The sequence below is a fragment of the Pseudomonas sp. HT11 genome (genome assembly GCF_044875395.1).
Taxonomy (GTDB): Bacteria; Pseudomonadota; Gammaproteobacteria; order Pseudomonadales; family Pseudomonadaceae; genus Aquipseudomonas.
Window position 1 is genome coordinate 790997 of record NZ_CP173217.1, and the last position, 26806, is coordinate 817802.

Genomic DNA, 26806 nt, shown 5'->3' on the forward strand with positions numbered 1-26806 from the left:
AACACCCAAGCAATTTGCTTGCTTCGAGCTGAAAAGCGTAAGAGCACCAGATTGCGGTGTGTGAAGACGAAATGAACCGAAAGTTCGAACCTCACAAAACACCGAAAGCTGTCACATACCCAATTTGCTGAAGCGAGACCGCATGGTCACGACTCAGTACCCGAATTTCTTGACGACCATAGAGCATTGGAACCACCTGATCCCATCCCGAACTCAGCAGTGAAACGATGCATCGCCGATGGTAGTGTGGGGTTTCCCCATGTGAGAGTAGGTCATCGTCAAGATTAAATTCCAAAGCCCCTGTTTGCTAACGCAAACAGGGGCTTTGTTTTGGGCGGTCGAAAAGCGTAAGTGCAAGCGTGCTGGCAACGAACGCCAGCAAAACGCGCATTCTCCGAATAACGCGAACGTTCTGGTATCGAGCGAAAGCCCACCCTTCTCCCCGAGATCGCCAATATCAGCGGACGCTCCGTCATCCCATTATTCGCGCCGCATGCCGCGACCGCCCCCTCGACCAGCGGCTCAATCCCGGCCGACAAATTTGCACAGTTATTTCTGAACCAGACCATTAGAATAGGCACCTAACCTTTTTTAGAGTTCGAGCCCTAACTATGCCCGATCCGGTTGATACCCCAGCGGTGTCGGATTTACCCCTGGACGATCTGGTGGCATGCCATGAGTGCGACTTGCTGATGCGCAAGCCCACGCTCGCTCGAGGCGAAAAGGCTCAATGCCCACGCTGCGGTTACGAGCTCTATGCTCACCGCTACAATGTCGTTGAGCGAAGCCTCGCCTTGGTAATTGCCGCGTTATTGCTGTACATCCCTGCGAACTTTTTACCCATCATGCAGCTCAATCTACTCGGGCAGTCCTCAGAGGACACCGTTTGGAGCGGCGTTGTAGGTCTGTTCGATACCGGCATGCAAGGCGTCGCCGCAGTGGTGTTTCTGTGCAGCATGGGCATTCCATTGCTCAAATTGCTCTGCCAGTTGGCTGTGCTGCTGAGCATTCGCTGGAAGATCGGCCGCAGCTATGGGTTATTGCTTTACCGCATTTACCATCACTTGAAAGACTGGGGAATGTTGGAGGTCTACCTGATGGGCGTGCTCGTGGCGATCGTCAAACTCGCCGACATGGCCTCCATCACGGTCGGCCTGGGACTTATCTGTTTCATCAGTCTATTAATGGTTCAGGTGCTGCTTGAGGTGGTGATGTCGCCCCACCAGATCTGGCAAGCGTTGTCAGGAGAGGATGATCATGCGGGCGATTGATGCAGGCATTCTGATTTGTACCGAATGCCACGAGCTGAACAAGCAAGAGGCCGACACCGATGAGCAGCTCTGCACCCGTTGCGGTGCGCTGATCCACGCCCGTCGTCCCAACAGCCTTACGCGTACCTGGGCGTTACTGGTCACGGCGGCGATCCTGTATATCCCCGCCAACCTGTTACCAATCATGACCGTTAACTCCCTTGGTCAGGGCGATCCAAGTACCATCATGGCCGGCGTGATCCAGCTGGTGCAGCACGGCATGTTCCCCATTGCTGCTGTGGTGTTTATTGCCAGTATTCTTGTACCGACATTCAAGCTGGTGGGCATTGGCCTGCTGCTGTTCTCGGTGCAGCGTCGCCAGCCGCTGTCCGCGCAACAACGCATTATCATGTACCGCTTTATCGAATTCATTGGCCGCTGGTCCATGCTGGATATCTTCGTGATCGCCATCCTGGTAGCGGTTGTTAACTTTGGGCGACTTGCCAGTGTCGAGGCTAATCTCGGTGCTGCAGCGTTCGCCAGTGTGGTGATCTTGACGATGCTTGCCGCAGTAACTTTTGATCCCCGACTGATTTGGGACAACACGGAGTCGGACGACGACCATGAGTGATTTGCCAAAAGCTAAAACCCGCCCGGCCTCCAACTGGTCGGCCATTTGGGTGTTGCCCCTGATAGCCCTGATCATCGGTGGTTGGCTGGGATGGCGTGCCTATTCCCAACAAGGCATCGAGATCCAGGTGCGCTTTGAAAGTGGCGAAGGCATCCAGGCCAACAAGACCGAAGTGGTCTACAAAGGCATGCCCGTGGGCAAGGTCAAGACCCTGGCCCTGGACGACGAGGGCAACAATCGCGGGGTGATCGCCACCATCGAGATGAACAAGGATGTGGAGCAATACCTCAAGACCAACACCCGTTTCTGGCTGGTCAAACCCAGTGTCAGCCTCGCCGGTATCACCGGCCTGGAAACCCTGGTCTCGGGTAACTACATCGCCGCCAGCCCTGGCGACGGCGAGCCGTCCCGCAAGTTCAAGGCCCTTTCCGAAGAGCCACCTTTATCCGACGCCAAGCCCGGCTTGCACCTGACCATCAAGGCCGATCGCCTGGGCTCGCTCAACCGTGGCAGCCCGGTGTTCTACAAGCAGATTCAGGTTGGCCAGGTCAAAAGCTACTTGTTGTCCGAAGACCAGAGTACGGTCGAGATCAAGGTCTACATCGAGCCCACTTACGCCAGCCTGGTGCGCAAACATACGCGCTTTTGGAACGCCAGCGGCATCAGCATCGACGCCAACCTCTCCGGCGTGAAGGTGCGCAGCGAGTCTCTCTCGAGCATCGTTGCCGGCGGCATCGCTTTCGCCACACCCGAGAACCGCAAGGACAGCCCTCCTACCGATCCAAGCCTGCCGTTTCGCTTATACGAAGACTTCGACGCAGCGGCGGCCGGTCTCAAGGTCAAGGTCAAACTCACGGACTTCGAAGGCCTGCAGGCCGGGCGCACACCGGTCATGTACAAAGGTATTCAGGTCGGTAGCCTGAAAACCCTGAAGATTGACCCCGACCTGTCCAGCGCCAATGCCGAGCTCACCCTCGACCCGCTTGCCGAAGACTACCTGGTGCAAGACACCCAGTTCTGGGTGGTCAAACCGTCCATCTCGCTTGCCGGTATCACCGGCCTGGAAGCGCTGGTCAAAGGTAACTACATCGCCATTCGCCCTGGCGATAAAGGCAGTGCGCCGCAGCGTGAATTCGTCGCTCGGGCCAAGGCACCACCGTTGGACCTGCGTTCCCCCGGCCTGCACATGGTGTTGTTCACCGACAGCCTCGGCTCGCTGGATGTCGGCAGCCCGATCCTCTACAAACAGGTCAAGGTGGGTTCGGTACAGAGCTACCAGTTCTCGCGCAAGAACAAGCAATTGGTGATCGGTGTTCACATCGAAAAGGAATACGAAAACCTGGTCAACGGTTCGACGCGCTTCTGGAATGCCAGCGGCGTCACGCTGACGGGCGGGCTCACCGGTGGCATCCAGGTCAAGAGTGAATCCCTGGCCAGCTTGATGGCCGGCGGTATTGCCTTCGAGACCCCGGAACCGAACGTGCCGCTGAAAAAACGTATCCCGCGCTTCCGTCTGTTTGCCGATCGCGAAGCCGCCAATCAACACGGCACGCTGGTGACCATCAAGGTCGATCGCGCCGACGGCCTGCGCCCCGGCACCGCGGTACGCTTCAAAGGCCTAGACGTAGGCAAGATCGAGAGCGTCGACCTCAGTGCCGATATGCAGTCGGTGTTGCTCAGCGCGCGCATCACCCAAGTGGCCGATCGGATCGCCCGCGCCGGCAGCCAGTTCTGGGTGGTCAAGCCCGAATTGGGCCTGATGAAAACCTCGAACCTGGAAACCCTGGTCACGGGCCAGTACATCGAGGTGCAGCCATCCGCGAAAAACGCCGGCCCACAAAAGAGTTTCGTCGCGTTGGACAAGCCACCGGAGGCGGCCCGTCAGGAGGAAGGCCTGAGCCTGGTACTCAGCGCCGCACGCCGTGGCTCGTTGAAGGAAGGCGTGCCGGTCACCTACCGTGAGGTCACCGTCGGCAAAGTCACCGGCTACGAGCTGGGTCAGACCGCCGACCGCGTGCTGATCCATATCTTGATCGAGCCCAAGTACGCGCCACTGGTGCGCAGCGGCAGCCGCTTCTGGAACACCAGCGGTTTCGGTCTCGACTTCGGCCTGTTCAAAGGCGCGACAGTGCGCACTGAATCCCTGGAGACGCTGGTCGCCGGCGGTATCGCTTTCGCCACGCCAGACGGCGAGCGTATGGGCAATGCCGCCCGGCCGCAGCAGACCTTCCCGCTGTTCGACAAGTTTGAAGATGAATGGCTGACCTGGGCGCCTAAGATTTCGCTCGGCAAATAAACCGAGGCGCGGCCATCGCGGGCAAGCCCGGCTCCCACATTCAAGCGCATTTATCCTGTAGAAATGCGCTCACCTGTGGGAGCGGGCTTGCCCGCGAAGAGGCCATCACAGGCGAAAAAAAAGGCCCCTGGATGCTCACCCAGGGGCCTTTTTGCATTTCAGCTCAGTGGATCAAACCTCATCCAGCTCCGGCTCATCCGCCTGCACATTCACGGTCGCCTTCACCGCATCGTGACGACGGATGTACTTCCAGTCCGCCTCGTCAATGTAGATGCCGTTCGGCCCACTGCCACCTTCCAGGTCAATCGCCACCTGGGCGGACACCTGCGGCTTCACACTGGCCAGAATCGGCACAAAACCCAGCTGCAAACTGGTTTCCAGCAGCGCCGCCTGGTTCTTCTCATCGATGTCCGCTGCCTCATCGAGGTAGTACGGCAAACGCACACGCCCGGCCTGATCACGGTCCATCAAGTGCAGCAACAAGTACATGTTGGTCAGCGCCTTGATGGTCATGGTGGTGCCGTTGGATGCCGCGCCGTCGATGTCGGTGTGAATCACCGGCTGGCCATGCACCTTGGTGATCTCGAACGCCAGCTCGAACAGGTCCTTGAGGCCCAACTGGTTATGGTTGGCGGCTACCAGGCGCGCCAGGTACTCCTTGGCTTCCTCGTTCTTGTTGTCTTGCTCGGCGCTCTGGCTGAGGTCAAACACCGACAACGTCTCGCCTTCTTCATACTGACCGGCACTGTGGATGATCTGGTCGATATGCTTGAGGGCTTCCTTGTTCGGCGCCAGCACAATGCGGAAGCTTTGCAGGTTGGACACCTGACGCTTGTTGATCTCGCGGTTGAACAAGGCCAACTGGTGTTCCAGGCTGTCGTAGTCGCTGCGGATATTGCGCAGGGTGCGCGCAATATCGGTGACGGCTGCACGGCGCGCCTTGCCCAAGGTCAGGGCTTCGTCAGTGCGGTGCGCATACGCGTTGATCAGCAGTTGCAGGCGACGTTCGACGTCATCCTCGCTGTCAAACTTGGCCACGCCTTTAAGGCGAACCTGCGCATACAAGGCTTCGATCTGGCCATCGGCGCGCAGCAAACCCTGCCAGCTGTCCTGATAGTCATTGAGCAGCGGCAGCAGGTTGTCCATGGAGTCGTCGACCGGGTCCATGAACGGCGTGCCGAACGGCAGGTCTGCCGGTAGCAGCTGGCGACGGCGCAACGCGTCATCCAGCGTGCGTTGCTTGGCTTCCATGTCGCCAATCTGGCGCCCAACCAATTGCAGCTTGGCCGACAGTTGCTGCACACGTTCGGTGAAGGCGTCGCTGGAGCGCTTCAACTCATCCTGGGCGGCTTCCATTTGCGCCAGGTTTTCCAGCTTCTCGCCTTCTTCAGCGCTCAGGGTCTGGGCGCGACGGAAGTCTTCCAACGCCTTCTGCGCATCCAGCACTTGCTGGTACAGCGCCTCAGTCTGGGTCTTGCTCGCTGCGCGGTCGGAGGCCACGGCCTGCTGGGTCTTGAGTTGCTTGAGTTCTTTTTCCAGGCGCTCTTTCTGGTCGCGCAACGCCGCGCGGTCCGCCAGGGCCTGCAACGCCGGTGGCTCGATGTGCGAGATGTCGATGGACAGCCCCGGCACTTCGAAGCGCTCGCCTTTGAAGCCGTCGAGGATCTGCTCCAGGGATTTGACCCACTGGCCGTCCTCATCCAGCGTGATGCCGTGCTCGCCCAATGGCAGGCTGAACAACGAGCTGTTGAACAGGCGCATCAGACGCTCGACATCCTGCTGCGAAAACTCTTCGCGCAGTTTGGCGTAGCTGTTGTTGTCCGCATGGTCGAGCTGCTGCTTGACCGACTTCAAGCGTTTTTCCAGATCGCGCAAGCGCTCGTCCAAATCCTCGGCGCTGAACTGCCGCGACTGCGCCAGGGCGCCCGCCAATTCATCGTGGGCATCCTTGGCCGCCAGCAGTTGCTGCTCCAGCACCTTGACGTCATCCACCAGGGCGAAGCGATGCTTGAGCACCGACAGCTCGCCCAGCCAACGCTGGATGCCGCTGATTTCGCGCTCCAGGCGCATCAGCTCCTGGGTGCCACCGCGCTGATCGTTTTGCAGCGCGTCCTGCTCATTGCGGTAATGCTCGGCCTGGATCGTCAGCTCTTCCTTGCGCGCACTGGCGTAGTCCGACCAGGTACCCAGCAACGAATCCAGCAAGGGCGACAGGCGATGCAGTTTGCCGCGCAGAACATCGCGCTGCCGAACGCCATTGGCCAACGCCTCAACCAATGGGCCGGCCGCCACCAGCGAGTTGTAATCCTGCTCCATGCGTCGTACATCGCGGAAGGCTTCTTCGCACGCCGCGATGTAGTCCACGCTGCCGGAACGCAGGCTGTGTTCGAAGGCATCCAGGAACAATTGCTTGAGCTTGGCGGCGGTGATTTCGCGCATGTGCAGCAGGTTGATAAACAGCGCGCGGAAGGTCTTCAGGCTCTGCTCGCTGGTAGAGCGCAGTGGAATCAGGGTCAGGTCCAGCGGGATCGACGTGTGGCCGCCCACCAGCAAGCGGCGCAGTTCGTCCGGCTTGAGCTCGTAGGCTTTCAGGCCTTCGCGCTCAAGGTTGGTGAACAGCTCTTTCTGACGCAGGCAGGTGTCGTTTTTCTGGTAATGCGCCAGGTCCAGCTTGCCGGCATAGGCAAAGAACTGGTGCCCGAAACCACCGCCGGGGCCACGCCCGACCACGCCGATCACGTGCGGGCCGTGGGGCAGCGAGACTTCCACGAGGATGTAGCTGGTGTCGGTGGCAAAGTAGAAGCGCCGCGATTGCTCCAGAGTGTACTTGCCGAAACTCATGTCCGACATGCGCGCCAGAATCGGGAACTGCAGGGCGTTGATCGAGGCGGATTTACCCAGGTTGTTCGCGCCGTACACCGACAGCGGTTCTTCCAGCGGGAACAGGCCCAAACTGTAACCGGCGGTGTTCAATAGGGCGAAGCGGCGGATGCCGTAGCGTTCCTTGCTCATGCGTCGGTCTCCTGTTCTTCGGCAATGGCCCGGGCCAGGGCGTCTTCTTCGCTTTCTTCGTCAAAGTCGCTCAAGTCCAGCGGGTCGTCGGTCTTGAGCAGTTTTTCATCGCTGTCTTCGTCGATGATCACCGGCACCGGCAAAGGCAGCACGCTGTGCACACTGGCGGCGAGGTCGCGGTCCTGCTGCACTGACAGGCATACGTCGAGGAAACGGTGCATCGGCGGCAGGAAGCGATACACGCCGTTGTCTTCGCTGGCAAAACCCAATTGGGTCATACGGCGCATGATTTTTTCTTCAAGTTCTTCCTGGGTCTGCACTTCGGCCTGGATAAACAGGTCGCGGTACTTCTCCAGCAACGACGGCAATTCGTCGCGGCCCAGGCTGCCACCGTCGAGCACGGCGATCGGGTCGCGGCCCTGGTCGGCCAGGTGCTCGACAAGGATGAAGGTGAACAGCGCCAGGCGCTGGGCGGTCTTGTTCACTTGCGCGCTGGCAATCGCCGAGTCCGGCACAAAGTAATAGAAGCCGCGTGTATCGCACACCAGTTCAAAACCCAGCGCCTTGAACAGCGTGCGGTATTGGTCCTGGAAGTTCGACAGTTGCGCGTACAGCTCCGGGTCGCGGCGGCTGACGTGGTAACCCTTGAACAGCTCGCGAAAGATCGGCGCCAGCTGGGACAGTTCGGATAGATCAAGATGCATGAGGTGTACTCGCAGAATTCTCGGCCATATCAGCGCCGGCCGGGAGCAGGGCGAATGAGCGCAGGCTGACCTGGTGCTCGTGTGTGTGGTAGTCGCGGCGTTCCAGGCGTTCGCGCTTGAAGCGTTTTTCGCGGGACAGGCGTGAGAACCAGTACAACAATTCGTCGGTGGCGCCGTCCGGTTCCTGCTCCAGCAGCCAGGTCATCAGGTCTGGCATCGGCAGCGCATCTTCGCAGCGCTCGAGCATTTCCTTGACCGTGCGCGGCGCACGCTGGGCGTCGCCCTTGTGGGATTTGTGCGCCTTGGGGAAACGCGCCGGTTTCGGCTCGAAATTCGCCAGCGCGTACACATAGGCCTCGACCTGGCTGGCACTGCCGAGGAAGGTGCTTTGCGGCCGGGTGAACATCGGCATCGCCGCTTGCGGCACGGCGTCCAGACCTTTACGGCGGATGGCCGACAAGGCCAGCGCGGCGCCACGGGTCACGGCGTTGTGCCGGCGTGCTTCTTCACGCAGCGGCAGCAGCAATTCGCGCGCATGACGCAAGGTCAGCTGGGCGCTGGTCTGCATTTCGAGAATGCGCGCGTGGGTGCGCAGCAGCATGTCGTCATCGACCAGGTGGCCGAGGCGTTGTTGCTCGGTCAGCATGCGCAACAGCACGTTTTCGACCTTGCGCACGCCTTGCTCGAAGGCGCCGTCGGCGTTCACCAGCTGGATCATCGGCTCGACGTATTCGTCCCAGGTCGCCAGCACTTCGGCGTAACGCTGGCGCAACGGGATCTGCCGGTCGCTGGTCTTGGCGCGGTCGGCGACGGCCGCAAGGGCTTGCTCGTCGTTGGCGAGTTTTTTCAATACATCGCGTACGCGCATGTCCAGCAGGCGCAGCTGGCGGGCCAGGTCGTGGCCATCGCGGATGTCGAAAGCGTCCTGAATGTAGCCGGCCAGGCGCTCGAGGTGGCGCAGGTAGGCTTCAATTTCCAGGCACAGGCCAAGCCGGTGCTCCTTGCGAAGATAGGCCAGGAAGTCGTGGATCTGTGCGTTGAGCTCGAAACGGTTCGGGCTTTTGGCGACAGGCACCAGGATATCCAGGCGAATCCACACGTCCAGCAGGCTGGTGATGTCCTGGGGCGTGCTGTCCAGTTGTTGGGCGGCCAGTTGCGCGCGCAGTTCGCCAAGGCTCAAGGTGCCTTGGTCGAAGTGTTCGCACAGTGGCTCAAGTAAGGCCCAGTGTTCGGCGAGGGCGCGCAGGACGCGCTTGGGTTCGATCATGGGAATGGCCGGCTGGTTGGCGATTAAAAGTCGCGATTGTACTGCATCAGGCGCGGGATTTATCCACAGCCGGTCAGTGCGCAGTGGGCGATTGTTACCGAACAGCGGTAGAATCCCCGCTCTTTAGTTATCCACAAGTGGCCGAGCTGTGCTTATCGAGTCCCGACGTCGCGCTTACTTGACCGCCATGCAGGTGGTCAACTGGCTGCCCCGCACCGAACTGCCGTTTGCCGCCCCGTCGCGGCCCGAGCTGCTGCAGGCGCTTGAGCCTTATGAGGCGTTCGACGTGTCGGGGGAAGAGGCGGCTGCGCCGGTGGCCGTGGTCAAGCCCACACCTGAATCGCGCCCTGTCGTCGAGCGGGCGAAGGTCGAAGTGCCGCGCCCGGCGCCAATGGCCAAGCCAGTGGTGGCCGAAACGGTTGCGCCGGTAGCCAAGGCGCCCGTGGTGCCGCCGCCGCGCTTTGCCCTGCAATTGCTGCGCGCCGGGCGTTGCCTGCTATTGGTCGAGTTACCCACAGGCGAGCGTTTCCAGACCCGCGACCCGGCCTACATGTTGCTCAAGGACATGCTGCGCGCTGCCGGCTTGCCCGACAGCCCGCAAATCGTCGGCGACCCGGTGCGCTGGCCGCTGCTGGTGCGTGGCAACATGGACCAGGGCCCGGAAGCCGCGCGGGATTTTGTGCAAGGTTTTGTTTCGGCGCGCCTCGAAGACGAGCCATGCGTGTGCCTGTGGCTGATCGGCCTGCCCGCCGTGCGGTTTGCCGGCGAGGCGAATGCCGAGGCCTGGTACCGTGAACTGCAGGTCGAGGGCCTTGGGTCGGTGTGGGCCCTGCCGGGCCTGGAATTATTAATGGAAGAGCCACAGCGTAAGGCTGATGTATGGCAAGCCATGCGCCGGCTGATGGCGCGCTGGAAAAGTACCGATGAGTGAAGCTTTATCTTTCCGCCCAATGACCGAGGCGGACCTCGACGCTGTACTGAAGATTGAATACGCGGCGTTCAGCCATCCGTGGACCCGCGGGATTTTTCTCGACGGCTTGGGCAAGTACCAGATCTGGTTGATGTTTGAAGGTGAGCAGCAGGTAGGCCACGGTGTGGTGCAGATCATCCTCGATGAGGCGCATCTACTGAACATTACCGTCAAGCCGGAAAACCAGGGCCGGGGTTTGGGCCTGGCGTTGCTGGAACACTTGATGTCCCGCGCCTATGCCGCCAATGCCCGGGAATGCTTCCTGGAAGTGCGTGACAGCAATACGGGGGCGTTTCGCCTGTATGAGCGTTACGGCTTCAATGAGATCGGCCGTCGGCGCGATTACTACCCCGCCGTGGGTGGCCGCGAAGATGCGGTCGTTATGGCCTGCACGCTGGTCGATTGAATCCAAAACTCCCTGTGCAAGCAGGCCTCTGTGGGAGCTGGCTTGCCTGCGATAGCATCACCACGGTGTCACTGAGACACTGAGGCGCCTGTATCGCGGGCAAGCCCAGCTCCCACAGAAGGCGGTGCTTACTGTTGGGGCCGTGTTGTGTCAGCGGTTACCGTCAACCGGGTCGATGTCGGCCAGCTCAGCCTCATCCAGCCCATTGCCACCGCCGATCTCATCTTCATCGACGATGCTCAGATCGTAATCCGCCGGATTATCCTCGCCTTCCTCCCGCGCATCCCGCGCACCGTCCTCATGGATCAGCGTTTCCGGGCTCATATCATCATCGGTCGGCTCATGGTCCGCCGTCGACGCGCCAGTCATGCCCGCTTCGCGCACCCGTTCGTCGGGCATCAATTGCTCGCGCTCTCCCGGCGGAATCTCATCACCGATTTCCGCGGTCGGTTCTTCCTCGTCAAAATCCAGCTCGCGTATCGAGCCCATGCGGTCTTCGTTGTCATCAATCGGTTCCGGCTGCGTAGCGCCGTAGGGACGTCGTGATTCAGTCATGGCCAATCCTCATACTGTGGGGCTTATAGTGTGTGGACAGGCACGGCGCCCTAAAGATTCAAGCTAATTACGGCTTGGCGTGACCCGGACGAGCGGTTGTCTGTCACACAGCTGCGCATCATTCCTGAGGCTTTCCCTGATGAACGAACTACAAGACCTGCTTGATAACAACGAACGCTGGGCGGACGCGATCAAACAGGAAGATCCCGAATTCTTCGCCAAGCTTGCCCGCCAGCAAACCCCGGAATACCTGTGGATCGGTTGCTCCGACGCCCGCGTACCGGCCAACGAGATAGTCGGCATGTTGCCGGGTGATCTGTTCGTGCACCGCAACGTCGCCAACGTGGTGCTGCACACCGACCTCAATTGCCTGTCGGTGATCCAGTACGCAGTCGACGTGCTCAAGGTCAAACACATCCTCGTCACCGGCCACTATGGCTGCGGCGGTGTGCGTGCGTCGATGCAGGACCGCCAGTTCGGCCTGATCGACGGCTGGCTGCGCACTATTCGTGATCTCTATTACGAAAACCGTGACCTGCTGGCGCAGCTGCCGACCGAAGAAGAGCGCGTCGATCGCCTTTGCGAGCTGAACGTGATTCAGCAGGTGGCCAACGTCGGCCACACCAGCATTGTGCAAAACGCCTGGCACCGTGGGCAGAGCCTGTCGATTCATGGCTGCATCTATGGCATCAAGGATGGCCGCTGGAAGAGCTTGAACACCACCATCAGTGGGTTTGAGCAGTTGCCGCCGCAATACCGCCTGCGCCCGTTGGGCGAAGCCTAAGGTCTTTTGCGTTCACGCCACCGGGCCATGAACGCCTGACCTTCGCTGTTTAACGGCTCCTGGCTGCCGGTGATCCAGCCCCGGCAGTTCAGCTCGCCGCACAGGCAAGCGAACTGCTGGGGCAGCGCGTCCTCGGTACTGGCGTAATCCAGCGTCAGCAAGGTGCCGGCGGCGATGGGCTGTACGGTCCAGAGCTCCAGGTCTGTGGTGTCGAAAAACACATTCGGGTCGCAGGAGTGCAACAACAGGCCGCAGAACCAGCAGTCATACAAGTGGATACGGGGCGACAGCTGCAGCGTATGCGGGCGCCGCTCACCCACGGCATAGCCGGAAACCTTGGCGATGCGCACACGGCTGTCAAAGGCGATGCGCGCCTTGACCCCGGCGGGTAATCCGTTAGCGTCCTGAATGGGCTGGAATTGCTCGGTCGACGGATAGCCCGGTTCAAAAAGCAGGGTTTTGAAAGGGTAAAGGCAGTCCTTTGTGCTGGTTTTAGCCTTATCCATGGCTTGAGTTTTCATAACTCTCCTGGCCTAGGCTGCATCGACCTACTGAGTTGTCTGACTGCCAGTCTTGCAGCGAATGTGTGCGGCCCCAGACTCGCCCAAGTTGAATTCGATTTCTACTGTCAAATCTGACAGTAGAAACCGTTCTGTTTGTGCGCTTTATAGCGCTGGCGCGGTAAGAGATGCTGCCGGCACGACGCCCTTCAACTGTTTCAACTGGGCCTTGATCGCAGGCGTGGCGCATTTGGCGTTGGCCTGTTCCGGGGTCAGGTTGCGGACCGAGGTGTAAAACAACTCACAGGTTTGCTCCTTGCGCGTGACCTGCCAGGTGTTCATGCACGCCTTTAGCAACACATTCGGATCGCTGGCGGGCTTCTGTCCCATGCCGGCTTGCCAGCAGGCAGCGCTCAAATCCTGGCCCATCACCTTCAAACCGGCTTCGTCGGCTTTTTGTTCATTGCCGTCGTAGGTGGCAGGGTCTGCCGCATACCAAATGTAGCTGGGGTGGTTGGCGCCCAGCACCGACACGGGTTTGCCCTCGGTCGGGCTGATCTGCGCCAGGCCCAACACCGCCACCGTCTGACCGTATTGCTGTTTGATCCAGCTGCGCACCGGCGCACCGAACGCCACCATCGGCAATGAGCCGTTGGCGTGCAGGCTCAGTTCCTTGACCATGCGGGTCTGATAGTCGGTGAAATAGCTGTAAACCGTTTCCAGGTCCTTGCCCGCGTTGGACGGCGCGGCGATGGGGGCGATATCGATGATGGTCTGGTAGGCCGGGGTTTCGGTGGCCGGGATGCCGTTGTCGGTGAGCAACGTGGCCCAGCGATCCGTGGTGGCCGATTCCAGGTAATCCTGGGCCTGGGTCAGTGAGTAATCCGGCGGGAAGTGCAGCAGCTCGATGCTTTTGCGGTTTTCCAGCGCCATGCCCAGCGGCAGGAACAGGTACCAGTTGTAGGCCCATTTGCCGTCGGTGTTGAGTTTGCTGGCGCCTTGGTAGGCCAGGTCAGCGGTGTTGAGCAGCGTGGTGAGGGGCTGGCCGTAGTGGTCAGGTACGCCGCTGAAGGTCGCCACGACCTCGCCATCATGGGTTTTCACGCTGACCTTGGCGCGGCTGTACCCGTCGCGCTGCAAGCTCTGGTTCAGGTAGTGCTCGGCGGTCTGCTCCAGCGTCCATGGCCGAAAGCAGATCACGTTGCAGTTATTGGGAAACGCGAACACTTGGGTGACGCGTTGCGTGCTGCCCAGTGGTACTTCGATATCGGCGTGTACGAGCGCACTGGCCAGCAGTGCGACCAAGGTGAAGGACAGCCTGGTCGGTTTGAACATAGTTGGTTCCTTGTCAGCGAAAGCCCGTCTGCGCGGGGTGAAAGCCCACCTGCACACAGTAGCGGCTGACCAGGAAAACCGCGTGCTAAATCGCCAGGCGTGTCGTTATTGGATAAGAAAACCTACAGCTTGAATTGCAATGCGTTGCTCAAATCGCCCATGGGCGTCTGGCCGCGGGAGATCATCGCGTCATCGCGCTGCTTGAGGCCGTCCAGTTTCTCCAGCTGGAACACCCTGGTGATCAGACGCAGGATCGATGCCGTGTCGTAAACCGTGTGGTCCACGGTGCCTTTGCGCGCAAACGGCGACACCACCAGCGCCGGAACCCGCGTGCCCGGGCCCCAGCGGTCGCCTTTGGGCGGGGCCACGTGGTCCCACCAGCCGCCGTTCTCATCGACGGTCACCACCACCACCATGTTTTTCCACTGCGGGCTTTCCTGCAGCACTTTCAAGGCGCGAACGATGTGGCGATCGCCCGAGGCTATGTCGGCGTAACCGGCGTGCATGTTCAGATTGCCCTGAGGCTTGTAGAAGCTCACGGCCGGCAGCTTGCCGGCCTGGGCGTCGGCGAAGAATTTGTTGGTGCTGGCCTCATCACCCAAGCCGCCATCGCGCAGGCGTTTATCACGCTCGGCGCGGTTTTCTGGCCCTTGTTGCTTGAAGTAGTTGAACGGCTGGTGGTGATACTGAAAGTTGGGGATTTTCGGAATGCCGCCCGAATCCTTGAATTGGTCGAGGGTCGCTTGCCACGCCCCGGCGTACCAGGCCCAGTCGATGTTCTTTTTCGACAGCTTGTCGCCGATGTGTTCGTGGGTCTGCGGCACCAGCACATTGGGCAGGTCGGGTTTGGAGTAATCCGGGTTGTCCGGGTCGCGAATCCAGGTCGGCCAGTACGGCGGGGCGAGGGTGTTCACGCCGTAGCCGTCCGGTGTCAGTGCGCTGGGGCCAAACTGCGGTGGGCCGGTCATGGCGCTGGCGGGTGACTTGTCCAGCGGCTTGAGACGCGGGTCGGCTGGGTCATCGCTTTGCAGCGTGGCAATCTGCGCCTTGGCCACCGACTGCGCGGCGTTCGGATAAAACGGCGCCGTGGCGCTGATCAGGTACTGGTGGTTAAGAAACGAGCCACCAAATGCACCCTGAAAGAAGTTGTCGCACAGCACAAACTCCTTGGCCACATCCCACAGGCGCAAGGAATAACGGCTCTGGGCGTAATGGCCCATCACCAGGCCACCGGAATCGCCCCAGGCCACAAAGTTGTCGTTCTTGCCGCCGTTGATCTGCATCTGGTTCTGGTAGAACACGTGCCACAAATCGCGCGTGACCAGGCTCAAAGGCAGGTCTTCGGCGTTCGGGCCTTTGAGGGCGAACGGTGCGTTGGGCAGGTTTTCCTGGAATTGCACTTCGCTGGGGTAGGTCACCCCGTCGACACTTTGCGGGCCGACTTGCAACACACCGCCCCAGGTTGGCGGCAGACTGGTCAGCAGGCTGCCGTCGCGGTCGCGTTGCTGGGCATCGGCGCCGGAGAGCGCCGACAGTGGTTTTTCCACGCCAGGGAAATCAGCAAACAAATTGTTGAAGCTGCGGTTTTCGGCATAGATCACCACCACGGTTTTCACCTGGTCGTGCAAGGCCTTGTCCAGCTCTTGAGGTGTGAGCGGTCGCGTCACCGGTGTGGTCGGTGTTTCACCGGTGTTGCCGCAGGCACTCAAGGTCGCGCCGACCCCCAGCACTGCCGCGCCCCCCAGGAAACGCCGGCGGCTGGTGTCTACCGGCGGTTGGGCGATGGAATCGGGAGAAGGGCGGTCTTCGTGCTCGTCACTCATTGCTGGGAGTCCCTGCGCGGTGGTTGTTTCAAGATATTTCGCAGGACGGTAGCAATGCAATGTGACGAAAAGAAGACAGCCGGGTTAAAGCCTCAGGTCGAAATGTGGCAGCGGGCTTGCTCGCAAAAGCCCTGTGTCAGTCAACCGTTTCCGTCACTGACCCGCGCGCATTTTCGCGAGCAAGCCCGCTTCCACCCTGACCGTGTTAGGGCATGACGGGCGGCAAATACTTCAACGTCGTCCCCAACGCCCACAGCAAAAACAACACCAGCGGCGTGTGCACCAGCAACTGCACAAACGAAAAGCCGATCAAATCCCGCGCTTTGAGCCCCAACACGCCCAGCAGCGGCAGCATATAAAACGGGTTGATCAGGTTCGGCAGCGCCTCGGCTGCGTTGTAGATCTGCACTGCCCAGCCCAAGTGGTATTGCAGGTCGTTGGCCACCTGCATCACGTAAGGCGCCTCGATGATCCACTTGCCGCCGCCCGACGGAATAAAGAAGCCCAGCACCGCCGAGTACACACCCATCAACAGCGCATAGGTGTCGTGTGAAGCAATAGAGGTGAAAAAGGTCGAGATATGGTGCGCCAGGGTTTGGCCGTCGCCGCCCTTGACCACCGTCATCAGCGCCGCGATGGAGCCATACAGCGGAAACTGGATCAGCACGCCGGTGGTGGTCGGTACGGCGCGCGCCACCGCATCAAGGAAGCTGCGCGGGCGCCAGTGCAGCAGTGCGCCGACCATGATGAACAGGAAGTTGTAGGTGTTCAGCCCCGAAATCGCACTGATCGCCGGCTTGGTCGAAAACTCATGGAACAGCCAACCGGCCGCCAGCAACGCCAGCAGAATAGTCAGCAGCGGGCTATGTTCCAGCCATTCGCCCGGGCGGGTGGGCGCTTGAAGCTTAGGCAGGTTGAACGCCGGGTCGACGCCACAGGCCTTTGCATCACGGGCGCTGTTCGGGCCGGGCGCGGTGGCGTAGGCGATGATCAACGAGACCACGATCAGCGCCAGTAACATCACCCCGGATTGCCACAGGAAGATCGTGTCGGTGAACGGGATCACCCCCGTAATCGACAGGATCGACGGCGGCAAGCTGGCCGGGTTGGCCTGCAACTGCGCGGCCGACGACGACAGCCCCAGCGCCCACACCGCGCCCAGCCCCAGGTAGGCCGCAGCACCGGCTGCGCGGTAATCCATGCGTAAATCCGTGCGGCGGGCCAGTGCGCGCACCAGCAACCCGCCGAACACCAGCGACAAGCCCCAGTTGAGCAGGGACGCGACCATGGAAATCAATGCGACCCAGGCCACCGCCGAACGGCCGTTTTTGGGGATACGTGCCAGGCGGTCAATCAATCTCACCGCCGGTGGCGAACTGGCCACCACGTAACCGCCGATCACTACGAAGGCCATCTGCATGGTGAACGGGATCAGGCTCCAGAACCCGTCACCAAAGGCTTTGGCGGCTTCGGTGGGTGCGGCGCCCATGCCCAGGGTCGCCACGGCGACGATGATCACCGCGAGGGCGGCAAACACCCAGGAATCCGGAAACCAGCGTTCGGCGAAATTGGAGCAGCGCAGGGCAAATCGGGCATAGCGGCTTTCTTCGATAGCATCGGCCACGAGTCATTCCTCTTGTATTTATTATGGTGTTGGCAGCTTTACGGCATGTTCCGCTACGGCCATTGATATGGGAATGCAGTTATCTTCATCGATCCATGAGTAAAACAAATATATCTGCCGTGATTGCCATCACCGGACTCAACTCATAACCTGCACGCCATTTTGTTTGTCTGCCGAGCTTGCACATGACTGCCACCTTTTCCCCACGGGCGCAGCGTTTTTCCCGCTCCGACTACAAAACCCTGGGCCTGGCCGCCCTCGGCGGTGCCCTGGAAATCTACGATTTCATCATCTTCGTATTCTTTGCGCTGACCCTCAGCCAACTGTTTTTCCCGCCCGAAATGCCCGAGTGGCTGCGCCTGCTGCAAAGCTTCGGCATCTTCGTCACTGGCTACCTGGCGCGCCCGCTCGGCGGCATCCTGATGGCGCACTTCGCCGATCACCTGGGGCGCAAACGCGTGTTCAGCCTGAGCATCCTGATGATGGCGCTGCCGTGCCTGCTGATCGGGATCATGCCGACCTACGCGCAAATCGGCTATTTCGCGCCGCTGATCCTGTTGGTGCTGCGCGTGCTGCAAGGCGCCGCAGTGGGCGGCGAAGTGCCCAGCGCCTGGACCTTCGTCGCCGAGCACGCACCGCGTCATCACCGCGGTTACGCCCTGGGTTTCCTGCAAGCCGGTCTGACCTTCGGCTACCTGCTGGGCGCACTCACTGCCACGCTGCTGGCGCAAGTCTTCACCCCAGCCGAAATCCTCGATTACGCCTGGCGCTTCCCGTTCCTGCTCGGTGGCGTATTCGGCGTGATCGGCGTGTGGCTGCGCCGCTGGCTCAGTGAAACCCCGGTGTTCCTCGACATGCAGGCCCGCCGCCAGGCAGCCGCCGAACTGCCGCTGCGCACTGTGCTGCGCGACCATCGCGCCGTGTTGCTGCCGGCGATGATCCTCACCTGCGTACTCACCTCGGCCGTGGTGGTGCTGGTCGTCATCACCCCGACCCTGATGCAAAAAACCTTCGGCATGAGCCCCAGCCACACCTTCGCCTTGAGCGCGCTGGGCATCGTTTTTCTGAATATCGGCTGCGTCCTCGCCGGCCTGCTGGTGGACCGTATCGGCGCCTGGCGCGCGGTGCTGGTCTACAGCCTGTTGCTGCCAGTGGGGATTGCGCTGCTGTACGCGAGCCTTATCAACGGCGGCCTCTGGCTGGGCGCGGCGTACGCCGTGGCGGGCTTGAGCTGCGGCGTGGTGGGCGCGGTGCCGTCGGTGATGGTCGGCCTGTTTCCAGCGCACGTGCGAGTGTCGGGGATTTCCTTCACCTACAACATTGCCTACGCGTTGTGGGCGAGTACTACGCCGTTGCTGCTGATCGCGCTGATGCCCACACGCCCGTGGATTTGCGTGGGCTATTGCGTGGTGATGGGCGCGGTGGGGGTGGCGAGTGTGGCGCTGTTTGGCAAGCGCCACACCTTGGTCACCTGAGGCTCAGGTCAGAAAGTGCCAGAGCAACAGCGTACCGACCAGGCCGACCACGGAAACGATGGTTTGCAGCACCGACCACACCCAGATCGTCTGCTTCAATTGCAAGCCAAAGTACTCGCGCACCATCCAGAACCCGGCGTCGTTGACGTGGCAGAAGAACACCGAGCCGGCGCCAATCGCCAGCGCCACCAGTGAACTCTGCGTCGCCGCCAAACCCGCCATCATCGGCGCGAGAATGCCCGCCGTGGTTGTCGTGGCGACGGTCGCCGAACCGGTGGCCTGGCGCAGGGCCACGGCAATCAACCAGGCCAGCAGCAGATACGGCATGTGCGCGCCTTCGGCGACTTTACTGATGGTCTGGCTGACGCCGGCGTCCAGCAATGTTTGCTTGAGGCCGCCGCCGGCGCCGATGGTCAACAGCAACACGGCGATGGGCGCGAGGGCTTTGCGCAGCGTGTTGCCGACCTCGGCGCGTGGCATGCCGGCGGCCCAGCCCAGGCAGATCACGGCGGCGATGACAGCCAGGCCGAGGGCAATCAGCGGTTCACCGAGGAACTTCAAGGTCAGTGCCAGCGGGTTTTCCGGCGCCATCGCGACTTTGGCCAGGGTACTGCCGAGCATCAAAATCACCGGCAACAAAATGATCAGCAACGACACCCCGAAACTCGGCTGGCGCGGTGCCTTGGGCGGTGCGCTGAACAGCGCGCCGATGTCGGCCGGTTCATCCACCTGCATGCGCTTGGACAGCCAGTTGCCATACAGCGGCCCCGCGAGAATCACCGCTGGCACCGCCAGGCAGAAGCCCAGCAACATGGTCAGGCCCAAGTCGGCGTGCAATGCGCTCACCGCAATCAGCGGCCCCGGGTGCGGTGGCATCAGCGCGTGCAGGGTAGTCATGCCCGCCAGCGCCGGAATGGCGATTTTCAGCAGCGGCTGATTCGAACGTTTGGCCATTACGAAGATGATCGGCACCATCATCACCAGCCCGACTTCAAAGAACAGCGGCAGGCCGATCACCATCGCCACCAGTGCCATCACCCAAGGCAACGACTTGCCTTTGCCCAGCCCGAGCAAGGTGGTGGCGATACGGTCGGCGGCGCCGGATTCGGCCATTAACGCACCGAGCATCGAGCCCAGAGCAATGATGATCCCGGCCTCACCGAGGATCGCCCCGGCGCCTTTGCTGAAGGCCTTGGCGACTTCTTCCGGCGGCAGCCCCGCGCCGACGCCGGCGATAAACGTACCGATCAGAATCGATAAAAATGGCGGCAGCTTGGTCGCGCTGATCAGCACAATGATGCTGGCGATGGCCAGCAGAACGCAGAACATGAGACGGGTGTCGTGAACCATCCACGCGGCAGTCGATAACTCCAAAACGGGACTCCTTATCGAACAGGTTGGCTAATTTGTTTCTTTTTGTTTCCTGCTCGAAAAGCATACCTGATAGAACTGTTGCAGCGCGTCCATGGGCGATTTTGGTGCGCGCGATATAACGGCGAGCTGTCCCGCGGATGACAAATTTGCAACCCCTGCGCGGGGATCTGGCCTATAGCTCTATGATCAACGAACCCCACCTATTGAGGAATTTTCATGAGCGCAGGACATAACCACGGTCAGGTACGCGCCGGTCACGAGCGTCTTCTATGGATCGCCCTGGGGCTGACCAGCAGCTTCATGATTGCTGAGGTGATCGGCGCGTTTATTACCGGCAGCCTGGCGCTGTTGTCCGACGCCGCGCACATGATGACCGACGCCCTGGCACTGGCGATTTCTCTGGTGGCCATCCAGGTCGCCAAGCGCGCGGCCGACCGCAAACGCACTTTTGGCTACGCGCGTTTCGAGATCCTCGCGGCGGCGTTCAATGCGCTGCTGTTGTTTGGCGTGGCGTTTTACATTCTGTATGAGGCCTATCAACGGCTGCAGGCACCGGCTGAGATCCAGTCCACCGGCATGCTGGTGATTGCGTTTTTGGGGCTGATCGTCAACCTGATCTCGATGAAACTGCTCAGTGCCGCCAGCGGTGAAAGCCTGAATGTGAAGGGCGCTTATCTGGAGGTGTGGAGCGACATGCTCGGTTCCATCGGCGTGATGATCGCGGCGGTGGTGATCATGTTCACCGGGTGGGGCTGGGTCGATTCGGTGGTGGCGGCGGCGATTGGTTTCTGGGTGTTGCCGCGCACCTGGACCCTGCTCAAGGAAAGCATGAACGTGCTGCTGCAAGGCGTGCCGGACGGCATCGATATCGATCAGGTCGAGCAGGCCATTCGTGGTGTTCCAGGGGTCAAGGACGTGCACGACCTGCATATCTGGGCCCTGACCAGTGGCAAAAATGTGCTGAGCACGCACTTGGTGGCGGATGCTGCGCTGAACACGGAACAAAAAATCCTTAGCCAGGTGACGGAATTGCTGCACGAACAATTCGATATTTCCCACGCCACGATTCAGGTGGAAGGCGAGGGGTTTGTGCACGACGAACATGACGAGGTGCATGCCTGAGCCCGGCTAACGGATTTGTAATGTTGCGCCCACGGCCCTGATAAGTACCGAAAGCTACATTGCCCCCCGCTGGGAAATCTCAGCGACTTCATGGGCGTGGAACTTTCGTTATGGCACTTTCCGTTAGAACATTTTTGGGGGCAGCAGCGTTGTGGGTGGCCGCAGGCGCTGCCCAGGCGCAGACCCTCACTCTGGATGCAGCCCTGCAAGCCGCCTTCGCCAACAACCCTGACCTGGCCGCTGCGCAGTGGGACATCGACATTGCCCAGGGCGGTCGCCAGCAGGCCGGCTTGATCCCCAACCCGGTGGCGTCCTGGGATGCCGAAGACACTCGCCGCAACACGCGCACTACCACCCTCAAACTCAGCCAGACCCTGGAACTGGGCGGCAAACGTGGCGCACGCATTGACGTCGCGACGCGCGCCCAGGACGCCGCCGCGCTGACGCTGGAGCAGCGTCGCAATGGCCTGCGCGCCGACGTAATCGACAGTTACTACAGTGCTTTGCGTGCCCAGCAGCGCCTCGACTTGGCGCAACGTTCAATGGCCCTGGCCGAGCGTGGCCTGGTGGTCGCCAAAGGTCGCGTCACCGCCGGCAAGTCATCGCCAGTGGAAACCACGCGCGCGCAGGTGCAGGTGTCGCAGATCCGCCTGGAATTGAACCGCGCGCAAATCGGCCTCAGCGATGCCTATCGGCGCCTTGCCGCCAGCACCGGCAGCGCCACGCCTGACTTTCTGGACGTGGCCGCGCAAAGCCAATCCGCGCCGCCCTTGCCGGCCGCCGCGCAATTGCTGGCGCGGCTTGAGCAAACCACCGAACTGCGCCTGGCCGACCTGCACATTATTCAAAGCGAAGCCAGCGTGGGCCTGGAAAAGGCCCAGCGGATTCCCGACCTCGATGTGTCCATCGGCAGCCAGTACGACGCCAGCGTGCGTGAACGCGTGAACCTGGTGGGCGTGTCGATGCCGATCCCGCTGTTCAACCGCAACCAGGGCAATGTGCTCGCCGCCAGCCGCCGTGCCGATCAGGCCCGCGATTTGCGCAACGCGGTCGAACTGCGCCTGCGCACCGAAACCCGCCAGGCCCTGGACCTGTGGCAAACCGCCGACACCGAAGTGCGCGCGTTCAACCAACACATCCTGCCCGCCGCCCAGAGCGCGGTGGACAGCGCCACCCGTGGCTTCGAGATGGGCAAGTTCAACTTCCTCGACGTGCTCGACGCTCAGCGCACCTTGATCGCAGCCCGCACCCAATACCTGGTGGCGGCCGCTCAGGCGACCGACGCCTGGGTGCGCATCGAACGGATTTACGGCGACCTCGCCCGGTTTTGATTTTTTCTGGAGTCTTTTATGAAGCATAAACACGGTGTGGCGCTCGCCGTCGCCCTGGGCCTGATGCTGTCTGGTTTTGCACGGGCCGAAGAGGAAGAAGAAGGCAAACTCGAACTCACCGAGCAGCAGATCCAGGCGGCCGGTATTCAGCTCGCCCAAGCCCAACCGCGCGCGATCAGCACGCTGCTGACGCTGCCGGGAGAAGTGCGTTTCGACGAGGACCGGACCTCACACATCGTGCCGCGTGCGGGCGGAGTGGTGGAGGCGGTGAAGGTCAACCTTGGCCAGTCGGTGAAAAAGGGCGAGTTGTTGGCCGTGATCGCCAGCCAGCAGATTTCCGACCAGCGCAGCGAGTTGGCCGCCAGCGAGCGACGCGTCGAGCTGGCGCGCACCACCTTTGAGCGCGAGCGCCAGCTGTGGAAGGACGAAATCTCCGCCGAGCAGGACTACCTGCTGGCGCGCCAGACCTTGCAGGAAGCGGAAATCGCGCTGACCAACGCGCGTCAGAAGATGACGGCACTCAGCGGCAGCGCCGTACTGGCCGGCGGTAATCGCTACGAGCTGCGCGCGCCATTCGCCGGTGTGGTGGTGGAAAAACACCTGGGCGTGGGCGAAGTGGTCGGCGAAACCAGCAACGCCTTCACGCTCTCGGATTTGTCCCAGGTGTGGGTCACCTTCGGCGTGTTTCCCAAGGACCTGAACAAGGTGCGCGTCGGTAAACCGGTGAAGGTCAGCTCCTCGGAAATGGGCACTGAAGTTCAAGGCACGGTGGCCTATGTCGGCAACCTGCTCGGCGAGCAGACGCGCACCGCTACCGTGCGCGTGACCGTGCCCAACCCCGACGATGCCTGGCGCCCAGGGTTGTTTGTGACTGTGCAACTGGCCACCGACACCTACCAGGCCAAGGTCACCGTGCCGCAAACCGCCATCCAGACCGTCGAGGACAAACCCTCGGTATTCGTGCGCACGGCGGACGGTTTCATCACCCGCCACCTCGAACTGGGCGTGAGTGAAAACGGCTACGTCGAAGTGCGCCAGGGCCTTGAAGCCGGCGCGCAAGTGGCGACCGAAGGCAGCTTCATCCTCAAGTCCGAACTGGGTAAAGGCTCGGCCGAGCACGCCCATTGATCCTGCGAGTGATTCCCCATGTTTGAGCGCCTTATCCAATTCGCCATCGAGCAGCGCATCATCGTGTTGCTGGCGGTGCTGTTGATGGCCGGTGTCGGCATCGCCAGTTATCAGAAGTTGCCCATCGACGCGGTGCCCGACATCACCAATGTGCAGGTACAGATCAACTCGGCGGCGGCCGGCTTTTCACCGTTGGAAACCGAGCAGCGCATTACCTTTCCCATCGAAACCGCCATGGCCGGCCTGCCGGGTTTGCAGCAGACGCGTTCGTTGTCGCGCTCCGGCCTGTCCCAGGTCACGGTGATCTTCAAAGACGGCACTGACCTGTTCTTCGCCCGCCAATTGGTCAATGAGCGCCTGCAGGTGGCCCGCGAGCAATTGCCCACTGGCATCGAAACCGCGATGGGGCCGATTTCCACTGGCCTCGGGGAAATTTTCCTGTGGACCGTCGAAGCCGAAGACGGCGCGCTCAAGGAAGACGGCACGCCTTACTCGCCGACCGACCTGCGCGTGATCCAGGACTGGATCATCAAGCCACAGCTGCGCAACGTGCCGGGCGTGGCCGAGATCAACACCATCGGCGGCTTTGCCAAGGAATACCAGATCGCCCCGGACCCAAAACGCTTGGCGGCCTACAACCTGACGCTGACCGATTTGGTCACCGCGCTTGAGCGCAACAACGCCAACGTTGGCGCCGGTTACATCGAGCGCAGCGGCGAGCAGCTGTTGATTCGCGCACCGGGGCAAGTGGCGTCGATCGATGACATTGCCAACATCGTGATCACCACGTCGGACGGCACGCCCATCCGCGTGCGCAATGTGGCGCAAGTCGACATCGGCCGTGAGCTGCGCACCGGCGCCGCCACCGAAAATGGCCGTGAAGTGGTGCTGGGCACGGTGTTCATGCTGATCGGTGAAAACAGCCGCACCGTGTCCCAGGCGGTGGCGAAAAAACTCGAAGAGATCAACCGTTCGCTGCCTCAGGGCGTGATCGCCGTTACCGTTTATGACCGCACCAACCTGGTCGAAAAAGCCATCGCCACCGTGAAGAAAAACCTCTTCGAAGGCGCGCTGCTGGTGGTCGCGGTGCTGTTTCTGTTCCTGGGTAATATCCGCGCGGCGTTGATCACCGCGATGGTGATTCCGCTGGCGATGCTGTTCACCTTTACCGGCATGTTTACCAACAAAGTCAGTGCCAACCTGATGAGCCTTGGCGCGCTGGACTTCGGGATTATTGTCGACGGCGCGGTGGTGATCGTCGAAAACGCCATTCGCCGGCTGGCTCATGCGCAGCAGCGCCATGGCCGCTTGCTCACCCGCAGCGAGCGCCTGCATGAGGTGTTCGCTGCGGCCAAGCAAGCGCGGCGCGCACTGATCTTCGGGCAACTGATCATCATGGTGGTGTACCTGCCGATCTTCGCCCTCACCGGAGTGGCCGGGAAGATGTTCCACCCCATGGCGTTCACCGTGGTCATCGCTTTGCTTGGCGCGATGATTTTGTCGGTGACCTTTGTGCCGGCCGCGATTGCGCTGTTTGTCACCGGCAAGGTCAAGGAAGAGGAAAACCTGGTGATGCGCACGGCGCGTCGGGCCTATGCGCCGGTGCTGGATTGGGTCATGACGCGCCGCCCGCTGGTGTTCGGCCTGGCGGTGCTGACCATCGTCGCTTCGGGCGTGGTGGCCAGCCGCATGGGCAGCGAATTTATCCCCAGCCTCAGTGAGGGCGACTTCGCTCAACAGGCTCTGCGTGTGCCTGGTACCAGCCTGACGCAATCGGTGCAGATGCAGCAGCAGCTGGAGAAAACCTTGATGGCCCAGGTGCCGGAAATCGAGCGAGTCTTTGCGCGCACCGGTACCGCGGAAATCGCTTCCGACCCGATGCCACCGAATATTTCCGACAGCTATGTGATGCTCAAGCCCAAGGACCAGTGGCCTGATCCAGCGAAATCCCGCGAGGCGTTGATCGAAGATATCCAGCGCGCCAGTGCGATTGTGCCGGGCAGTGCGTATGAACTGTCGCAGCCGATCCAGCTGCGCTTCAACGAGTTGATTTCCGGGGTGCGCAGTGACGTGGCGGTGAAGGTATTTGGCGACGACATGGCAGTGCTCAACAAGACCGCCGCAGAGATCGCCGAGACCTTGCAAACGCTTGATGGCGCCTCGGAAGTGAAGGTGGAGCAGACCTCTGGCTTGCCGGTACTGACCATCAATATTGATCGCGACAAGGCCGCGCGGTTTGGCCTGAACGTGGGCGACGTGCAGGACACCATCGCTGTCGCCGTGGGTGGACGCCAGGCCGGCACGCTGTACGAAGGTGACCGCCGCTTCGACATGGTCGTGCGTTTATCCGATGCGCTGCGCACCGATATCGAGGGCTTGTCGCGGCTGTTGATCCCGGTGCCGGCGCTGGCCAGTAACGCCTCGGGCCAGTTGGGTTTTATTGCCTTGTCCCAGGTCGCCAGCCTGGACCTGGTACTGGGCCCGAACCAGATCAGCCGCGAGAACGGCAAGCGCCTGGTGATTGTCAGCGCCAACGTGCGCGGGCGTGATATCGGTTCGTTCGTCGAACAGGCCGAGTCTGCCATCAGCACTCAGGTGAAGGTCCCGGCGGGTTACTGGACCACCTGGGGCGGCCAGTTCGAACAGCTCAAGGAGGCCTCCGAGCGCTTGCGTATCGTGGTGCCGGTGGCGTTGCTGCTGGTGTTCGGGCTGTTGTTCATGATGTTCAACAACCTCAAGGATGGCTTGCTGGTGTTTACCGGGATTCCGTTCGCGTTGACCGGTGGAATCATGGCGCTGTGGCTGCGCGATATTCCGTTGTCGATCTCGGCGGGGGTGGGGTTTATTGCGTTGTCCGGTGTGGCAGTGCTTAACGGGCTGGTGATGATTGCCTTCATCCGCAACCTGCGCGAGGAAGGGCGTTCACTGTCGGTGGCGATCCACGAAGGGGCGCTCACACGTTTACGCCCGGTGTTGATGACCGCGCTGGTGGCGTCGCTGGGGTTTATCCCCATGGCCTTGGCCACCGGCACCGGCGCCGAAGTACAGCGCCCGTTGGCGACGGTGGTGATCGGCGGGATTATTTCCTCTACGTTGCTGACCTTGCTGGTGCTGCCGGCGTTGTATCAGTGGGCGCACCGCAAGGAGGAATGACGCGGGTGGGGTGAGCCCGCTTACTGTGGCGAGCGGGCCTGTTGTGGCGAGCGGGCTTGCCCCGCG

Annotated in this window: 20 protein-coding genes and 1 rRNA gene; 12 read left to right on the plus strand and 9 right to left on the minus strand. The window is 61.2% G+C overall.

Features of this window, described 5'->3' with window-relative positions:
- Window positions 1-168: 168 nt before the first annotated feature.
- The 4 genes from rrf (at window position 169) to ABWL43_RS03430 (ending at window position 4177) form a co-directional block, all read left to right on the plus strand.
- Window positions 169-284, plus strand: a 5S ribosomal RNA gene (gene rrf / locus ABWL43_RS03415).
- Window positions 285-611: 327 nt separating this feature from the next.
- On the plus strand, window positions 612-1271 hold the full coding sequence (locus ABWL43_RS03420) for a paraquat-inducible protein A (RefSeq protein ID WP_242195010.1): 660 nt from the start codon (window positions 612-614) through the stop codon (window positions 1269-1271).
- The gene (locus ABWL43_RS03425) at window positions 1258-1881 is read left to right on the plus strand and encodes a paraquat-inducible protein A (RefSeq protein WP_242195008.1); all 624 of its coding nucleotides are present in this window, start codon (window positions 1258-1260) and stop codon (window positions 1879-1881) included. Before ABWL43_RS03420 ends, ABWL43_RS03425 begins: the two co-directional genes overlap by 14 nt.
- Window positions 1874-4177, plus strand: a complete 2304-nt coding sequence (locus tag ABWL43_RS03430) for a PqiB family protein (RefSeq protein ID WP_106578504.1) — start codon at window positions 1874-1876, stop codon at window positions 4175-4177. Before ABWL43_RS03425 ends, ABWL43_RS03430 begins: the two co-directional genes overlap by 8 nt.
- Window positions 4178-4348: 171 nt before the next feature.
- On the opposite strand, the gene mksF is transcribed toward ABWL43_RS03430, so the two are convergent.
- Genes mksF through mksB form a run of 3 tightly spaced genes read right to left on the minus strand, consistent with a single transcriptional unit; the run spans window position 4349 to window position 9160 of the window.
- Window positions 4349-7189 (minus strand): Mks condensin complex protein MksF, encoded by a 2841-nt coding sequence (mksF, locus tag ABWL43_RS03435; RefSeq protein ID WP_106578505.1) that lies wholly within the window; start codon window positions 7187-7189, stop codon window positions 4349-4351.
- Window positions 7186-7893 (minus strand): Mks condensin complex protein MksE, encoded by a 708-nt coding sequence (gene mksE / locus ABWL43_RS03440; RefSeq protein ID WP_145165472.1) that lies wholly within the window; start codon window positions 7891-7893, stop codon window positions 7186-7188. Before mksE ends, mksF begins: the two co-directional genes overlap by 4 nt.
- Window positions 7883-9160 (minus strand): Mks condensin complex protein MksB, encoded by a 1278-nt coding sequence (gene mksB / locus ABWL43_RS03445; protein WP_145165474.1) that lies wholly within the window; start codon window positions 9158-9160, stop codon window positions 7883-7885. Before mksB ends, mksE begins: the two co-directional genes overlap by 11 nt.
- Before the next feature lie 187 nt (window positions 9161-9347).
- On the opposite strand from mksB, the gene ABWL43_RS03450 reads away from it, so the two are divergent.
- Together ABWL43_RS03450 and rimI are read left to right on the plus strand one after the other, a co-directional pair.
- On the plus strand, window positions 9348-10091 hold the full coding sequence (locus tag ABWL43_RS03450; protein WP_145165603.1) for an energy transducer TonB: 744 nt from the start codon (window positions 9348-9350) through the stop codon (window positions 10089-10091).
- On the plus strand, window positions 10084-10536 hold the full coding sequence (rimI, locus tag ABWL43_RS03455; protein ID WP_003188286.1) for a ribosomal protein S18-alanine N-acetyltransferase: 453 nt from the start codon (window positions 10084-10086) through the stop codon (window positions 10534-10536). The genes ABWL43_RS03450 and rimI overlap by 8 nt, the downstream gene beginning before the upstream one ends.
- A 150-nt stretch (window positions 10537-10686) precedes the next feature.
- Here the strand turns inward: rimI and ABWL43_RS03460 are convergent, their stop codons facing one another.
- Complete coding sequence (locus tag ABWL43_RS03460; RefSeq protein WP_242195005.1) at window positions 10687-11091, minus strand: serine kinase/phosphatase; 405 nt, start codon at window positions 11089-11091, stop codon at window positions 10687-10689.
- Window positions 11092-11230: 139 nt separating this feature from the next.
- On the opposite strand from ABWL43_RS03460, the gene can reads away from it, so the two are divergent.
- A complete protein-coding gene (gene can / locus ABWL43_RS03465) occupies window positions 11231-11875 on the plus strand; it encodes a carbonate dehydratase (RefSeq protein ID WP_010213394.1) in 645 nt (214 codons plus the stop codon).
- Here can and ABWL43_RS03470 read toward each other — a convergent pair.
- The 4 genes from ABWL43_RS03470 to ABWL43_RS03485 all read right to left on the minus strand — a co-directional run bounded on the left by ABWL43_RS03470 (window position 11872) and on the right by ABWL43_RS03485 (window position 17157).
- Window positions 11872-12396: an SET domain-containing protein-lysine N-methyltransferase gene (locus ABWL43_RS03470; protein ID WP_145165478.1), complete on the minus strand. Its 525-nt coding sequence runs from the start codon at window positions 12394-12396 to the stop codon at window positions 11872-11874. The two genes, can and ABWL43_RS03470, sit on opposite strands and share 4 nt — an antisense overlap.
- A 144-nt stretch (window positions 12397-12540) precedes the next feature.
- On the minus strand, window positions 12541-13710 hold the full coding sequence (locus ABWL43_RS03475; protein WP_242194999.1) for a hypothetical protein: 1170 nt from the start codon (window positions 13708-13710) through the stop codon (window positions 12541-12543).
- Between the two features lie 122 nt (window positions 13711-13832).
- Window positions 13833-15533, minus strand: coding sequence for an acid phosphatase (gene acpA, locus ABWL43_RS03480; protein ID WP_404486731.1), 1701 nt, complete (start codon window positions 15531-15533; stop codon window positions 13833-13835).
- A 205-nt stretch (window positions 15534-15738) separates the two neighbouring features.
- On the minus strand, window positions 15739-17157 hold the full coding sequence (locus ABWL43_RS03485) for a short-chain fatty acid transporter (RefSeq protein ID WP_145165484.1): 1419 nt from the start codon (window positions 17155-17157) through the stop codon (window positions 15739-15741).
- 185 nt (window positions 17158-17342) lie between these two features.
- On the opposite strand from ABWL43_RS03485, the gene ABWL43_RS03490 reads away from it, so the two are divergent.
- Entirely contained in the window at window positions 17343-18632 is a 1290-nt protein-coding gene (locus ABWL43_RS03490) for an MFS transporter (protein WP_404486734.1), read from the plus strand.
- A 3-nt stretch (window positions 18633-18635) separates the two neighbouring features.
- On the opposite strand, the gene ABWL43_RS03495 is transcribed toward ABWL43_RS03490, so the two are convergent.
- The gene (locus tag ABWL43_RS03495; protein WP_106578515.1) at window positions 18636-20006 is read right to left on the minus strand and encodes a gluconate:H+ symporter; all 1371 of its coding nucleotides are present in this window, start codon (window positions 20004-20006) and stop codon (window positions 18636-18638) included.
- A gap of 216 nt (window positions 20007-20222) precedes the next feature.
- Here ABWL43_RS03495 and ABWL43_RS03500 point away from each other — a divergent pair, with 216 nt between their 5' ends.
- The 4 genes from ABWL43_RS03500 (at window position 20223) to ABWL43_RS03515 (ending at window position 26740) form a co-directional block, all read left to right on the plus strand.
- Window positions 20223-21128, plus strand: coding sequence for a cation diffusion facilitator family transporter (locus ABWL43_RS03500; protein WP_106578516.1), 906 nt, complete (start codon window positions 20223-20225; stop codon window positions 21126-21128).
- Window positions 21129-21238: 110 nt separating this feature from the next.
- Window positions 21239-22459 (plus strand): TolC family protein, encoded by a 1221-nt coding sequence (locus ABWL43_RS03505; protein ID WP_404486737.1) that lies wholly within the window; start codon window positions 21239-21241, stop codon window positions 22457-22459.
- Window positions 22460-22477: 18 nt separating this feature from the next.
- Window positions 22478-23587 carry an efflux RND transporter periplasmic adaptor subunit gene (locus ABWL43_RS03510; RefSeq protein WP_404486739.1) on the plus strand — a complete coding sequence of 370 codons (1110 nt, stop codon included), beginning with the start codon at window positions 22478-22480 and terminating at the stop codon, window positions 23585-23587.
- An 18-nt stretch (window positions 23588-23605) separates the two neighbouring features.
- On the plus strand, window positions 23606-26740 hold the full coding sequence (locus ABWL43_RS03515) for a CusA/CzcA family heavy metal efflux RND transporter (RefSeq protein ID WP_404486741.1): 3135 nt from the start codon (window positions 23606-23608) through the stop codon (window positions 26738-26740).
- The last annotated feature ends 66 nt before the right edge of the window (window positions 26741-26806 follow it).